Annotated in this window: 14 protein-coding genes and 1 tRNA gene; all 15 read right to left on the bottom strand. The window is 60.7% G+C overall.

The genetic code is table 11. The annotated features are described in order from the left end of the window. Positions 1-35 precede the first annotated feature (35 nt). The 15 genes from nuoN to R3F00_RS12130 all read right to left on the bottom strand — a co-directional run bounded on the left by nuoN (position 36) and on the right by R3F00_RS12130 (position 15097). The gene (nuoN, locus tag R3F00_RS12060; RefSeq protein WP_371282116.1) at positions 36-1484 is read right to left on the bottom strand and encodes an NADH-quinone oxidoreductase subunit NuoN; all 1449 of its coding nucleotides are present in this window, start codon (positions 1482-1484) and stop codon (positions 36-38) included. A gap of 13 nt (positions 1485-1497) precedes the next feature. Further along, entirely contained in the window at positions 1498-3006 is a 1509-nt protein-coding gene (locus tag R3F00_RS12065; protein ID WP_371282117.1) for an NADH-quinone oxidoreductase subunit M, read from the bottom strand. A gap of 21 nt (positions 3007-3027) precedes the next feature. After that, positions 3028-5073, bottom strand: a complete 2046-nt coding sequence (gene nuoL / locus R3F00_RS12070; RefSeq protein WP_371282042.1) for an NADH-quinone oxidoreductase subunit L — start codon at positions 5071-5073, stop codon at positions 3028-3030. 3 nt (positions 5074-5076) lie between these two features. Continuing rightward, complete coding sequence (gene nuoK, locus R3F00_RS12075) at positions 5077-5382, bottom strand: NADH-quinone oxidoreductase subunit NuoK (protein ID WP_371282043.1); 306 nt, start codon at positions 5380-5382, stop codon at positions 5077-5079. Then, positions 5379-5993, bottom strand: coding sequence for an NADH-quinone oxidoreductase subunit J (locus tag R3F00_RS12080; protein ID WP_371282044.1), 615 nt, complete (start codon positions 5991-5993; stop codon positions 5379-5381). The genes nuoK and R3F00_RS12080 overlap by 4 nt, the downstream gene beginning before the upstream one ends. An 18-nt stretch (positions 5994-6011) precedes the next feature. Further along, positions 6012-6500, bottom strand: a complete 489-nt coding sequence (nuoI, locus tag R3F00_RS12085; protein WP_371282045.1) for an NADH-quinone oxidoreductase subunit NuoI — start codon at positions 6498-6500, stop codon at positions 6012-6014. Between the two features lie 25 nt (positions 6501-6525). Further along, complete coding sequence (gene nuoH / locus R3F00_RS12090; RefSeq protein ID WP_371282046.1) at positions 6526-7596, bottom strand: NADH-quinone oxidoreductase subunit NuoH; 1071 nt, start codon at positions 7594-7596, stop codon at positions 6526-6528. After that, positions 7593-9938: an NADH-quinone oxidoreductase subunit NuoG gene (gene nuoG, locus R3F00_RS12095; protein WP_371282047.1), complete on the bottom strand. Its 2346-nt coding sequence runs from the start codon at positions 9936-9938 to the stop codon at positions 7593-7595. Before nuoG ends, nuoH begins: the two co-directional genes overlap by 4 nt. 145 nt (positions 9939-10083) lie before the next feature. Further along, positions 10084-11397, bottom strand: coding sequence for an NADH-quinone oxidoreductase subunit NuoF (nuoF, locus tag R3F00_RS12100; RefSeq protein ID WP_371282048.1), 1314 nt, complete (start codon positions 11395-11397; stop codon positions 10084-10086). A gap of 2 nt (positions 11398-11399) precedes the next feature. Then, positions 11400-11927, bottom strand: coding sequence for an NADH-quinone oxidoreductase subunit NuoE (nuoE, locus tag R3F00_RS12105; protein WP_371282049.1), 528 nt, complete (start codon positions 11925-11927; stop codon positions 11400-11402). 133 nt (positions 11928-12060) lie between these two features. After that, a complete protein-coding gene (locus tag R3F00_RS12110) occupies positions 12061-13314 on the bottom strand; it encodes an NADH-quinone oxidoreductase subunit D (protein ID WP_371282050.1) in 1254 nt (417 codons plus the stop codon). Beyond that, positions 13314-14033 carry an NADH-quinone oxidoreductase subunit C gene (locus R3F00_RS12115; protein ID WP_371282051.1) on the bottom strand — a complete coding sequence of 240 codons (720 nt, stop codon included), beginning with the start codon at positions 14031-14033 and terminating at the stop codon, positions 13314-13316. Before R3F00_RS12115 ends, R3F00_RS12110 begins: the two co-directional genes overlap by 1 nt. A gap of 7 nt (positions 14034-14040) precedes the next feature. After that, positions 14041-14595, bottom strand: coding sequence for an NADH-quinone oxidoreductase subunit B family protein (locus R3F00_RS12120; protein ID WP_371282052.1), 555 nt, complete (start codon positions 14593-14595; stop codon positions 14041-14043). Beyond that, positions 14586-14942, bottom strand: a complete 357-nt coding sequence (locus R3F00_RS12125; protein ID WP_371282053.1) for an NADH-quinone oxidoreductase subunit A — start codon at positions 14940-14942, stop codon at positions 14586-14588. Before R3F00_RS12125 ends, R3F00_RS12120 begins: the two co-directional genes overlap by 10 nt. Positions 14943-15012: 70 nt before the next feature. Next, a tRNA-Leu gene (locus R3F00_RS12130) sits at positions 15013-15097 on the bottom strand. Positions 15098-15104 lie beyond the last annotated feature (7 nt).

A 15104-nucleotide genomic window follows, 5' to 3' on the forward strand; every position in this document is an offset into this window, starting at 1 on the left:
GACCCAGGCTGTTCGCTGGAACTCACCGGAACAGGCTAGACGCCAAACGCCCGATTGCACCAGTCGAACAATGGCCCCCAGGCCAGCCCGAGCACGATCAGGGCCAAACCATTCAGCGAGATCACCCAACGCAGCGGCAGATCGGTCGGCAGCGGGAGCTGATCGGAATCCGCTGGCGCGTCGAAGTACATCACCTTGACGACGCGCAGGTAGTAGTAGATGCCGATGATCGCGAACACGATGGCGACGATGGCCAGCCAGAGGTAACCGGCGTCGACGGCGGCGCTGAGGACGAGCAGCTTGGCGAAGAAGCCGAAAAGCGGCGGCACGCCGGCCAGCGAGAACATGGCGATGGCCATGATGCCTGCGTACCAGGGGCTGCGCTGATTAAGACCCTTGAAATCGTCGATTTCCTCGCACTCGAAACCCGTACGTGCCAGCAGCGCGATCATTCCGAAGGCAACGGCAGCGGTCAGCGCGTAGCTGATCGCATAGAACATGGCCGCCGAGAATCCGGCAGGAGTCGCACCGACGAAACCGAGCAGCAGGAAGCCGACATGGGAAATCGTTGAATAGGCGAGCATGCGCTTGATGTTCGATTGCGCAATCGCGAACAGGTTGCCGATGACCAGCGAGAACACCGAAAGGATGGCCAGCATCTGGGTCCAGTGCTCGCCGAGTCCGCCAAGTCCGCCTTCGAGCAGCCGATAGGCCAGCCCGAATGCGGCAAGCTTCGGCGCCGAACCGATGAACACGGTGACGGCGGTGGGTGCCCCCTGGTACACATCGGGCAGCCACATGTGGAACGGTGCGGCACCGAGCTTGAATGCAATGCCGGCGACGAGGAAGACCAGACCAAAGGCCAGCCAGCCGGGATGCTCGACCTGTCCAATTGATGCGCTGATGCGGGCCAGATCCAGCGTGCCGGTCGCGCCATAGATCATCGACATGCCGTACAACAGCAGGCCCGAGGCCAGTGCACCGAGCACGAAGTACTTGATCGCGGCTTCGGCAGATACCGATGAATCCCGATTCAGCGCGACCAACGCGTAGGACGAAAGCGCAAGCAGCTCAAGGCCGAGATAGGCCGTGATCAGGCTGCCCGCCGAGACCAACAGCATCATGCCGATGGTCGCGAACAGGATCAGCAGATAGAACTCGCCGATCAGCAACTTGCGGTCACGCATGTAATTGCGACCGTAGAGCAAGGCAAGACCGCTCATCAGCAGGATGAACTGCTTGAGCACCACACTGATGCCATCGTGCAGGAACATGCCGTTGAACGCGACTGCGCCCTGCCCGGCAGCGGGTGCACCGCGCCAGACGAAAACAGCCGTTACGGCCAACGCCGCAATCGACAGCCAGTGGGTGACGTTGCGCTGGGTCGGCTTGATGAACAGGTCGATCAGGAGTATCGCGCAGGTACCTCCGAGCAGAATCAGCTCGGGCAGGATGGCGACCAGATCGGCGGGATTGAATTGCATGGTCATCGTATTCTCAGGCCTTGCTCAGCATCATTGCGTTGACGATCTGCAACACCGAGCTGTCCATCAGATCGGTCAAGGGCTTCGGGTAGATGCCAACCGCGAGTACAGCGGCCGCGAAGGAGCCGAGGACAATCCACTCGCGCGCATCGAGGTCCTTGAATTTCTCTACCTTGGGATTGGTCACTTGACCAAAGATCACGCGCTTGACCAGCCATAGCGTGTAGGCGGCGCCAATGATCAAGGTAAATGCGGCCACCGCAGCGACCCAGAAGTTGTCCTGGAACGCAGCCAGGATGACCATGAATTCGCCGACAAAACCGCTGGTCCCGGGCAAGCCGCAATTGGCCATCGCAAACAGCACGAAAAACGCGGCGTAGGCCGGCATCACATTCACAACGCCACCGTAGTCCCGGATCATGCGCGAGTGCAGCCGGTCGTAAAGTACGCCGATGCACGAGAACATGGCGCCGGATACGAATCCGTGCGAGATCATCTGCACCATCGCACCCTGCAAGCCGAGGCGGGCAGCGTCCGGATTCTCGTGGACGCGAACCAGCGAAAGCACGATGAAGATGCCGAGCGTGACAAACGCCATGTGCGCAATCGACGAGTACGCGATCAGCTTCTTCATGTCTTCCTGGACGAGGGCGACGTAGCCGATGTAGACCACGGCCACCAACGACATCGCGATGACCACCCAGGCATATTCCTGCGAGGCATCCGGCGTGATGGGCAAGGAAAAGCGGATGAAGCCATAGCCGCCGACCTTCAGCATGATCGCGGCCAGGATCACCGAGCCACCGGTCGGCGCTTCGACGTGGGCATCGGGCAACCAGGTGTGCACCGGCCACATCGGCACCTTGATCGCGAACGCGATCAGGAATGCGAAGAACAGCCAGGCCTGCTCGGTTGCGCCCAGGGGCGCTTCGGCAAATGCCTGCAGGGAAAACTCGCCGGTCTTCATGTGCAGGTAGATCAGCCCGATCAGCATGAAGATCGAACCGAGGAAGGTGTAGATGAAGAACTTCAGGGTTGCATAGACCCGTCGCGGACCACCCCAGACTCCGATGATGATGAACATCGGAATCAGCATGGCCTCGAAGAACACGTAGAACAGCAGCGCATCCGTGGCCGCGAAGACACCGATCAGCATGCCTTCCAGGGCGAGCATTGCGGCCATGTATTGCGACACGCGCTTGTCGATCGGGCCCCATGAACCGATGATCACGAGCACGCTGGTGAACGTGGTCAGCACAATCAGGGCGACGGATATGCCGTCGACGCCCAGTGCGTAGAACACATTCAGCGCGTTTATCCAGGCGTGTGATTCGACGAACTGCATGCCGCCGACAGGCGCGTCGTAGCCAAGGTAGAGCGGGATGCTGGCAACCAGCGTCGCCAGGGCGACCAGCACGCTGAGCCAGCGCGCCACGCGCGGATCACGCCCGAGTGCGAGTACAAGCACGGCGCCGACAATCGGCAACCAGATCAGCACGCTGAGTAGAGGCCATTGAGCCATGATGGTCGTCATTCCCCGTAATCAGGCGGCAATTCGCGTGAACAGCCACCACGATCCGCCGAGCAGCAGGATCAGGCCGAGGATCATCGCGAACGCATAGTGGTAGAGATAGCCGGACTGGACTCGCCGCACGATGGCCGAGAGCTGGTCGATCAGGCTGGCGGATCCGTCAATGGCGCCATCAATCAGGCCAGCGTCACCGCCGCGCCAGAGGCCGCGGCCAAGCTTGATGCCGCCACGCGCAAACACTGCCTGGTAAAGATTGTCGACCCAATACTTGTTCGACAGCATGTTGTAGACCGGTCGCAATGCGGCCTGCGCCTTGTCGGCAATGCCGGGATTGATCAGCCAGATGTAGGTTGCCGTGACAAAGCCGGCCACGGCGATCCAGAACGGCGGCGCCATCACTCCGTGCAAGACAAAGGCCGTGGCGCCGTGGAAGTCCTTGCCAAGTTCGCCGAGCACGTCGTTTGCATCGCGCACGAAGATCGCATTGCCGAAGTAGTCGCCGAACAGCATCGGGCCGATGGTCAAGCCACCGATCAGGATGGACGGAATCGCAAGCAGGATCAGCGGAACCGTGACGACCCAGGGTGATTCGTGCGGCGCGTGCACGAGTTGGCCCGGTTCATGGTGGGCGTGGTCATCATGGCCGTGATGCTGCTTCAGCGGATCGACCGTGAAGCGCTCCTTGCCGTGGAAGGTCATGTAGAGCAGGCGGAAGCTGTAGAGCGCCGTGACAAAGACGCCGACCAGCACACAGAAATAGGCATAACCGGCACCGGCGCGATGCGACTCGTGCACCGCCTCGATGATCGCATCCTTGGAAAAGAACCCGGCAAAGAACGGGGCACCGGCCAGGGCCAGCGAGCCAATCCACATCGTGATCCAGGTGATCGGCATGTACTTGCGCAGGCCGCCCATGTGGCGCATGTCCTGCTCGTGGTGCATGGCGATAATGACCGAACCTGCCCCAAGGAACAGGAGCGCCTTGAAGAAAGCATGGGTCATAAGATGGAACACGCCGGCCGAATAGGCCGACACGCCCAGCGCAACCGTCATGTAGCCAAGCTGCGAGAGGGTCGAATAGGCGACCACGCGCTTGATGTCGTTCTGCACGATGCCGATCAGACCGGTGAACAGGGCCGTGGTGGCGCCGATCACGAGAACAAAGGTCAGTGCAGTGTCGCTGAGCTCGAACAGCGGCGACATGCGAGCGACCATGAAGATGCCCGCAGTAACCATGGTGGCCGCATGGATCAGGGCGGAAATCGGGGTCGGGCCTTCCATCGAGTCAGGTAGCCACACGTGCAGCGGCACCTGCGCGGACTTGCCCATCGCGCCGATGAACAGACAGACGCAAACGATGGTCGCGACTTGCCAGGGATGACCGGCAATCAACTCGACCGAGCGCGCGCCCATGTCGACCGCCGGATCCTGCGCGTAGGCGAACACCGTGGCGTAGTCGAGCGAGCCGCCAAACCACATCAGCACGCCGGCAATGCCGAGCAGAAACCCGAAATCACCGACGCGATTGACCAGGAAGGCCTTCATGTTGGCGAAGATCGCGCTCGGGCGCTTGAACCAGAATCCGATCAGCAGGTAGGACACCAGGCCCACCGCTTCCCAGCCGAAGAACAGCTGCAGGAAGTTGTTGCTCATGACCAGCATCAGCATCGAGAAGGTGAACAGCGCGATGTAGCTGAAGAAGCGCTGGTAACCGTCATCCTCGGCCATGTAGCCGATGGTGTAGACATGGACCATCAGCGAAACAAAGGTGACCACAACCATCATCATCGCGGTCAGGCGATCGATGAGGAAGCCAATATTGGCGCTGGTGCTGCCAATCTGGAACCAGGTGTAGACATTCTCATTGAAGACCTGCGCGCCACCCCAGACCAGCTCGTAAAGCACGTAGATCGACAGCGCGCAGCTCAAGCCGACACCGGCGATCGTCACGCTGTGGGCGCCGACTCGACCGATGCGCCTGCCGAACAGGCCGGCCAGCACGGCGCCGAACAGCGGGGCGAGGACAATCGTCAGCAGAATGGATTTGTCGAGCATCATCAATCAACCCTTGAGACTGTCGATGTCGGTCACGTCGATGGTCGCGCGATTGCGGAACAGGACGACGAGGATGGCCAGACCGATTGCAGCTTCCGCCGCAGCCACGGTAAGGATGAAGAACACGAAGACCTGCCCCGACGGATCTCCGAGGAATCGCGAAAACGCTATGAAGTTCGTGTTGACAGCGAGCAGCATGAGCTCGATGCACATGAGCAACACGATGACGTTCTTGCGGTTGATGAAGACGCCGGCCACGGCGATGCAGAAGAGGATCGCCGCCAGGGTGAGGAAGTGCGCCAGTGTGATCATGGTGTCGCGTCCCCTTTCTTCACCGCATCCATCTTGACCAGGCGGATGCGATCTTCACGCTTGACCATGACCTGACGTGCGGGATTCTGCGACTTGATGCCACTGCGCTTGCGCAGGGTCAACGGGATCGCGGCGATCAGACCGACGGTCAGGATCAGGGCAGCCACCTCGAATGGCAGCAGGAAATCACGGAACAGGGTGCGGCCGAGCCAACCCATGTTGGTCATGCCGGCCAGGGCAGCCGGGTCATCGTTTGGCGCCATCTGCAAGGTACGCACGCCGATCATCATCAGCATTTCGACCAGCATGACCACGGCCACGACGATTCCAACCGGGAGGAAGCGGACAAAGCCTTCGCGCACCGGCGCGAAATCGACGTCGAGCATCATGACGACGAACAGGAACAGCACCATGACTGCACCGACGTAGACCAGTACAAGTGCGACAGCGAGAAATTCTGCCTGCGCGAGCAACCAGACGCAGGCCATCGAAAAGAAGGTCAGCACCAGGTTCAAGGCAGCCACGACCGGATTCTTCACGCTGATCACGGCCAGCGCGGCCAGCGCGGCGACCGCGGCGAAGAAATAGAAGCAGACCAGTTCAAATGTCATTGGATTCTCCGTGTCTGCTCATCGGAATGCCGCATCCTGGGCACGCGCTGCAGCAATCTCGCCCTCGTAGCGATCACCAATGGCGAGCAGCTGGATCTTGTTGACCACGTTCTCGCCGCGCTGCTCGAAGTGGTATTCGTGCAGGTGGGTTTCGACGATCGAATCGACCGGGCAGGATTCCTCGCAGAACCCGCAAAAGATGCACTTGAACAGGTCGATGTCATAGCGCGTCGTGCGCCGCGTACCATCCTCGCGCATTTCCGAATCGATGGTGATCGCCAGGGCCGGGCAAACCGCTTCGCATAGCTTGCAGGCAATGCAGCGTTCCTCGCCGTTGGGATAGCGGCGCAGTGCATGCAGGCCGCGGAAACGATTCGACTTCGGAATGTGCTCTTCCGGATAGCGCATCGTGTACTTGGGCTTGAACATGTAGCGAATGGTCAACCAGAGGCCGGCCAGCAGCTCCAGCAACAGCAGACTCTTGAAGTAGTGGATGACTCTGTTCATGAGTAGATTCGGATTCCTTGCTTGCTCATGCGCCGATCGTGACGAGGCCGAAGTACTTCAGGCAGGCCGCGACGATCACCCAGGCGATCGTGATCGGAATGAACACCTTCCAGCCCAGGCGCATGATCTGGTCGTATCGGTAGCGTGGGAACGAAGCGCGGAACCACAGATAGAAGAAGCTGAAGAAGAATGCCTTGGCGAAGGTCCACTGCCAGCCGCCCTTCCAGATCCAGTCGATCCACGGCACGTCGGCCGTGATCCAGCCCTGGAATGGACTGAGCCAGCCGCCGAAGAACAGGACGGCGGCCAGGAAGGCGATCAGGATCATGTTTGCGTATTCGGCAAGGAAGAAGATCGCGAATGCCGAACCGGAGTACTCGACGTGGAAGCCGGCGACGATTTCTGACTCGCCCTCGGCCACATCGAAGGGTGCGCGATTGGTCTCGGCGACACCCGAGATGAAGTAGATGATGAATACCGGGAACAGCGGCAACCAGTACCAGTCGAAGAATCCCATGCTTCCCTGTTGCGCGAGCACGATATCGGTCAGGTTGAGGCTGCCGGTAAGGATCATCACGCAAACCAGGGCAAAGCCCATGGCGATTTCGTAGGAGACTGTCTGCGCCGCCGCACGCATTGCGCCGAGCATCGCGTAGCGCGAGTTCGATGCCCAGCCCGCGAGGATGATGCCGTAGACACCGAGCGAGGTCATCGCCAGCAAAAGCAGCAGACCGACGTTGACGTTGGCCAGTACCAGGCCGGCATCGAATGGAATCACCGACCACGCCGCAAATGCCGGCACCAGCGCAATCATCGGCGCCAGGAAATAGAGGGTCTTGTTCGCATTGGCCGGAAGAACAACTTCCTTGAACAGCAGCTTGAAGACATCCGCGAATGCCTGCAGCAGGCCGAACGGGCCGATCTGGTTCGGCCCCATGCGCACATGCATCCAGCCGATGACCTTGCGTTCCCAGTACACGAACATGGCCACCGCGATGATCACCGGAACGGCAATCGCGAGGATCTTCAGAACGATCCAGAGGGTCATTCCGGTGTCGCCGTAGCCAAGCAGGCTGTCGCGCATCGTGTCGATCATGCCGCGGCCCTCGCAATCCTGAGCAACGCGCCATGGGCAGGAAGCTTGGCGACTTCCGCATACCCCGCTTCGATCCAGGCCGCACCTTCAGGCACGGCCGCGTCCAGCCGCACGGCAAGCGGTGTTTTCTCGACCCAAGCCTGATCGCCATTCTCGAAGCCGAGCGACGCCGCATCGGCAGGGTTCAGGGAAACCATTGCACCACGTGTCAACGGATGCGCATTGAGTGATGCCGAGCGACGCAGTACGGCATCGGCACGATAGATGGCAGTCGTGGCGATACGCTCGAACAGCCCCTTCTGCGCCGGCTCGGACTTGCGATCACCCGGTTCGGCCCTTGCTGCCTGCACCTTGACCATGCGCTCACGCACTTCGGCGATCTCGGTAAAGCCGAACCCTTCAAGCGCCAGCGCGGAGCCGAGCGCTCGCAGGACTCTCCATCCCTGTCGCGCTTCACCCGGCAGCTTCGAACCGGCCGCCACGCATTGCACGACACCGTCGATATTCGTGTAGCTGGCATCGATCTCGGGCGGAAGTCCTATCGGCAGGATCGCATGCGCGGTGTTGCGCACGTTTTCGCCCGCATAGGCACCGATATGCAAATGAAAATCCGCCTTGGCGCAAGCTTGGTCGAATGCCGCCGGCGTGGCGAAATCTGCCGAGCCAGCATGATAGACAACCAGGGTCTTCGGCGGATTCGCGATCATTGCGGCGGCCGCCCGACCCCCCTTCTGCGGCAGACAACCTGCATCGGACAGGCCGATGGCGTTTGCGCCAGAAGGTATCTCGTTGTAGCCGGCGCCCGTGGCGCGTGCGATGAACCTTGCCGCCGCGCGCAACCAGGCGGCCTCGGCGTGTTGCAGCGCCGATTCGCCAAGGATGATTGCCGCAGCGCCGGAATCGGACAACAGCTTGATGATGGTCTGGGCGGATTCGCTGGTTTCAGCCCGGGATAGTTCGCTGGCCAGCGCCGATGACGCCGGAAGCTTGCCGGCGTCATTGGCCGCCCTTGCCAGACCCAGCAGGCGACCGACCATCGCGCCAGGCGCAACGATCTGCTTGCCGGCCAATTTGAAGTTGAAATCGAAATCGAGCGGGTTGACGACGTGGACTTTGGCGCCCGCGTTCACGGCCTTTCGCAGACGGTGGTTGAGCAGCGGGATTTCATGGCGCGGATTGCAGCCAATCAACAGGACAGCCTCGGCTTTTTCAATGTCCGCGAATGGCGTTTCGAACGCGCTCGCATGTGGTGCATCGGAGAAATCACTCTGGCGCAGGCGATGGTCGATGTCATCGCTGCCAAGTCCGCGCACCAGCTGCGCAAGCAGGAACCCTTCCTCGCTTGAAGCCAGTGGCGCGACCAGGGCACCGAGCTCGGCACCCGCCTTGCGCAGATGTTCGGCAACGAACGCCATGGCGTCGGTCCAGCTCGTCGCCACAAGCTTGCCGTCCTTGCGGATCATCGGTGTTGTCGCGCGGTCGGCGGATCGCAGACCCTCGTGGCTGTAGCGATCGCGATCCGACAACCAGCATTCGTTGACCGACTCGTTGTCTCGCGGCACCGTACGCAACACCTCACCGCGGCGCGTATGCAGCCACAGGTTCGAGCCAAGCGCATCGTGGTAGCCGATCGATTCGCGCGCGATCAGTTCCCAGGCGCGCGCCTTGAAACGGAATGGCTTGTTGGTCAGCGCGCCAACCGGGCAGACGTCGATGACGTTGCCGGAAAGTTCGCTCATCAGCGGCTTGCCGACATAGGTGCCGATCTGCAGGCGTTCGCCGCGTTCCATGCCGCCTAGCTCGTAGGTGCCCGCCACTTCGGCCATGACGCGCACACAACGCGTGCACTGGATGCAGCGGGTCATTTCTGTTTCGACCAGCGGACCGAGGTTTTCATCGGCGATCGTGCGCTTGCGTTCGACGAAGCGGCTGACCGAGCGCCCATAGCCCATCGAGAGATCCTGCAACTCGCATTCGCCTCCCTGATCGCATATCGGGCAATCCAGCGGATGGTTGATCAGCAGGAACTCCATCACGTTGCGCTGCGCGGACAGTGCGCGCTGCGACTGGGTCTGGATCTTCATGCCGTCGGCTACCGGCGTGGCGCAAGCCGGCTGCGGCTTCGGCATCGGCCGGCCACCCATCTCGACTTCGACCATGCACATGCGGCAGTTCGCGGCGATCGCGAGTTTTTCGTGGTAGCAGAAACGCGGAATCGGGATACCGAGGCGGTCAGCCGCCTGGATGATCATCGAACCCTTCGGCGCAAACGTCTGCTTGCCGTCGATCTCGATGGTGACGTGATCGGGCGGGACGTCGGCCTTGATCGGCTGGGCGCTCATGGGTTGGCTCCTGTGGGAGCCGGGATTGATTTACGGCACGGGAATCGGGATTCGGGATTCGGGATTCGAAAAATCGCCGCGAACCGCTCCAGCGAATCTCGAATCTCGAATTCCCAATCCCAAGTCGTGAGCACAGCGAACGACATCATGCTGCAGCCTCCATCGAAGCTTCGACCATCGATCGCCCGTGGGTAATGAAATACTCGAACTCGTGCCAGTAATGACGCAGGAAACCCTGGACCGGCCATGCGGCGGCTTCGCCGAACGCGCAGATGGTGTGGCCTTCGATCTGGCCGGCGGCGGCTTTCAGGGTGTCGAGATCGCCAATCTGCGCCTTGCCTTCGACGATGCGCGTCAGCATGCGGTACATCCAGCCGGTGCCTTCGCGGCAAGGCGTGCACTGACCGCAGGATTCGGCGTAGTAGAAGCGCGCGATGCGCTGGCAGGCGCGCACCATGCAGGTGCTTTCGTCCATGACGATGACCGCCCCCGAACCGAGGCCCGAACCGGCCTTCTGGATCGCGTCGTAATCCATCGTGATGGCCATCATCGTTTCACCGGGCAATACCGGCATCGACGAGCCACCGGGAATCACCGCCTTGATCTTCGCGCCGTTGCGCATGCCGCCGGCCATTTCCAGCAGATCGGCGAACGGCGTGCCCAATGGAATCTCGTAGTTGCCGGGTCGGGCGACATGGCCGGAGACAGAGAAAATCTTCGGTCCACCGTTGTTCGGCTTGCCGACATTGAGAAACCAGTCGGCGCCCTTGCGCAGGATCGCCGGCACCGAGGCGTAGGTCTCGGTATTGTTGATCGTGGTCGGCTTTCCGTACAGACCGAAATTGGCCGGGAACGGGGGCTTGAATCGCGGCTGCCCCTTCTTGCCCTCAAGCGACTCCATCATCGCGGTCTCTTCGCCGCAGATGTAGGCGCCGGCACCGAGGGCAGTGTGGATATCGACATCGATGCCGGAACCGCCGATGTCCTTGCCAAGCAGGCCGGCTTCGTAGGCCGCCTTCAGGGCCATCTCGAAATGTTCGTAGGGCTCGTGGTGGAACTCGCCGCGCAGGTAGTTGTAGGCCACCGTCGATCCGGTCGCGTAGCAGGCGATCGCAAGACCCTCGATGACCGAATGCGGATTGAAACGCAGGATGTCGCGATCCTTGCAGGTGCCTGGCTCGGATTCGTCCGAGTTGCACAGGATGTATTTCTGTCCCGGCGCGTTGCGCGGCATGAACGACCATTTCAGACCGGTCGGGAAACCCGCACCGCCACGACCGCGCAGCGAACTGTTCTTGAGTTCGTCAATGATCGTGACCGGATCGGGCTTCTCGGCGAGGATCTTTTTCCATGCCTGGTAGCCATCGACCTTGAGGTAGTTGTCCAGCGTCCACGGCTGATCGAAATGCAGCGTGGTGTAGACGACCTGATGATCTTTTGGAGCGGGTCCGAATGCCATGGTTATTTCAGTCCGTCGAGGATCTTGTCGACTTTCTCGGTATCGAGGTTTTCGTGATAGTGGCCATTCACCACCATCATCGGCGCACCGCAACAGGCGGCCAGGCATTCCTCTTCGCGCTTGAGGTAGATGCGACCGTCCGGCGTGCTTTCGCCGAGCTTCGTGCCCAGCTTCCTTTCGCAATGCCGCACGAGATCCTCGGCGCCATTGAGCCAGCACGAAATGTTTGTGCAGATGGCGACGTTGTTGCGCCCCACCGGGCTGGTCTCGAACATCGAGTAGAAACTCGCCACCTCGAATGCCCAGACTTCCGGCAAATCGAGATATCGCGCCACCGCGACAATCAATTCGTCGGTCAGGAAGCCGCCATTCTGTTCCTGGGTCACGAACAGGCCCTGGATCAGCGCCGAGCGCTTGCGATCCGGCGGAAACTTCGCCACCCAGGCGTCGATATGCTGGCGCGTATGCGGCGTCAACGCCGCCATCGGATCGACGTCCTTGATCTGGTTGTAGGTTCCGGTGGGTTTCATGGTTTGAGAGCCGGGAATCGAGAATTGGGAATCGAGAGTCGGAGAGCAGGAGCAGCGGCAACAGGGCGAACATCTTGGCGTGCAGGAAGGCCCGCGTTAACCATTCCCCATTCCCCATTCCCCATTCCCGTACTCATCGATCTATCTCCCCGAACACCACATCGTAGGTTCCGATCATGGCGACGACGTCGGCGAGCATGTGACCGCGAACGACCGTGTCCATGGAAGACAGATGGGCGAAGCCGGGAGCACGCAACTTGCAACGGAACGGCTTGTTCGCACCGTCCGAAATCAGATAGCAGCCGAATTCGCCCTTTGGCGCCTCGACTGCGGCATAGGTTTCGCCGGCGGGTACGCAATAGCCTTCGGTGAACAGCTTGAAGTGGTGGATGAGGGCTTCCATGTCGTCCTTCATCTCTTCACGCCTGGGCGGCGCTACCTTGTAGTTCTCGATGATCACCGGGCCGGGATTCGCCTTCAGCCAGGCCACGCACTGCTGGATGATGCGGTTGGACTGGCGCATCTCCTCGACGCGCACCAGATAGCGGTCGTAGCAGTCGCCATTGACGCCAACCGGGATGTCGAAGTCGACCTCGGCATACTTCGCATAGGGCTGCTTCTTGCGCAGGTCCCAGGCGATGCCGGAGCCTCGCAACATCGGCCCGGTCATGCCCCAGGCCTTGGCCAGTTCGGGGGAAATGACGCCGATATCGACGGTGCGCTGCTTCCAGATGCGGTTGCCGGTCAGCAGTTCCTCGTACTCGTCGACCTTGCTCGGGAAATCCGCGCAGAACGATTCCAGATAGTCGAGCATCGAGCCCTCGCGCCACTGATTGAAGCGCTTGAGGTCATTGCCCTTGTGCCAGCGTGATTCCTTGTACTTCGGCATCTGCGCGGGCAGATCCCGGTAGACGCCACCGGGACGATAATAGGTGGCGTGCATGCGTGCGCCGGAGACCGCTTCGTAGCAATCCATGAGCTCTTCGCGCTCGCGGAATGCGTACAGGAACACGGCCATGGCGCCGAGGTCGAGGCCATTCGATCCGATCCACATCAGATGATTGAGGATGCGCGTGATTTCGTCGAACATCGTGCGGATCCACAGCGCGCGCTCGGGCACCTCGATCTGCAACAGGTTTTCGATGGCACGCACATAGGCATGCTCATTGCACATCATCGAAACGTAGTCGAGGCGATCCATGTAGCCGATCGACTGGTTGTACGGCTTCGACTCGGCCAGTTTTTCAGTACCACGATGGAGCAGTCCGATGTGCGGATCGGCGCGTACGACGGTCTCGCCATCCATTTCCAGCACCAGGCGCAGCACGCCATGCGCGGCCGGATGCTGCGGGCCGAAGTTCATCGTGTAATTGCGGATCTCTTCCATTACTTGATCCCCGCTTCGCGCTCGGCGTTGGCCTGCTCGTAGCGCGAGTCGTCGCGGATCGTCCGCGGTACCAGCACACGCGGTTCAATGGACACGGGCTCGTAGACCACGCGCTTTTTTTCCGGATCGTAGCGGACTTCAACGTTGCCGATCAGCGGGAAATCCTTGCGGAAGGCGTGCCCGACAAAACCGTAGTCGGTGAGGATGCGGCGCAGATCCGGATGCCCCTCGAAAACGATGCCATAGAGATCAAAGGCTTCACGCTCGAACCAGTTCGTGCCAGGCCAGATGTCCACCAGTGAAGGCAATGCAGGGACATCATCATCCTCGCAGAAAGCACGCATGCGCAGCCGATGGTTGTTCTGCAGCGACAACAAATGCACGACTACGGCGAAACGATGCCGGATATGGGTGTCGCGCGGCCGCTCGGCCCAGCTGAAGCGCCCTGCCCCCTTGCCTTCGACGCCGCGCGAAAATCCTTCCGAGGAGACGTCGGTCGTGTCCCACTCGGTCTGGCCATGACTGAGATAGTCGACGCCACAGACATCGACGCAGAGATCGAAATCCAGTTCCACCTCGTCGCGCAGGCTGCGCGAGACACTGAGCCAGTTTTCAGGCAAGACTTCGATCGTCGTCTCACCCAGCGAGGTGCTGGTGCTGACAATCTTGTGGCCAAGCTTGACTTCGAGATGACGGGCCAGGGTTGCGGGTTCGCTCATGCCGTCCTCAGCGTGCAATGGTGTTGGTGCGGCGGATCTTCTTCTGCAGCTGAAGAATGCCGTGAATCAGCGCCTCGGCCGTTGGCGGACAGCCGGGAACATAGATATCGACAGGCACGATGCGATCGCAACCACGCACGACAGCGTACGAATAGTGGTAATAGCCGCCGCCATTGGCGCAGGAGCCCATCGAGATGACCCACTTCGGCTCGGGCATCTGGTCGTAGACCTTGCGCAGCGCCGGAGCCATCTTGTTGACCAGGGTACCGGCCACGATCATCACATCGGACTGACGCGGCGAAGGACGGAAGATCACGCCGTTGCGATCAAGATCGAGTCTGGAAGCGCCGGCATGCATCATCTCGACCGCACAACAGGCCAGGCCAAACGTCATCGGCCACATCGAGCCAGTGCGCGCCCAGTTGACCAGCTCGTCCATTCTCGCGGTGACAAAGCCGCGTTCCATCAGCGGATTGTCCTCACCGGGGCGCAGGATGTCGTCGACCGGACCGCCCGGGGTCGGGTTGTGCATCACCCGTGCAATGGAATCACTCATTCCCATTCGAGGGCACCCTTCTTCCAGACATAGACGAAGCCGAGCACGAGCAAGCCGATGAACATGCCCATTTCGGCCAGGCCAAACACACCGAGTTCGTCGAACACGATGGCCCATGGAATCACGAATGCGATTTCCAGATCAAAAATGATGAACAGGATGGCGATGAGGTAGTAGCGCACGTCGAACTTCATGCGCGCGTCCTCGAACGCTTCGAAGCCGCACTCATACGGCGCGAACTTCTCCGCAGTGGGCTTTTTCGGCCCGAGCAGATTGCCGAGAATCAGCAATGCAATGCCGATTCCAGTGGCCACCACGAGAAACAGCAGGACCGGGAAATACTCGACTAGCACATGCACCTCCGCGCCGTTTGACGCATCAGCGGTTGCCACAGTGTGCGGCAACGACGGTTGTCTATGATGTTGGTGCCCAAGGGGGGACTCGAACCCCCACAGCTCTCGCCGCTACCACCTCAAGGTAGTGCGTCTACCAATTCCGCCACCTGGGCAACGCCA

The organism is Dokdonella sp. (genome assembly GCF_041395345.1).
Taxonomy (GTDB): Bacteria; Pseudomonadota; Gammaproteobacteria; order Xanthomonadales; family Rhodanobacteraceae; genus Dokdonella.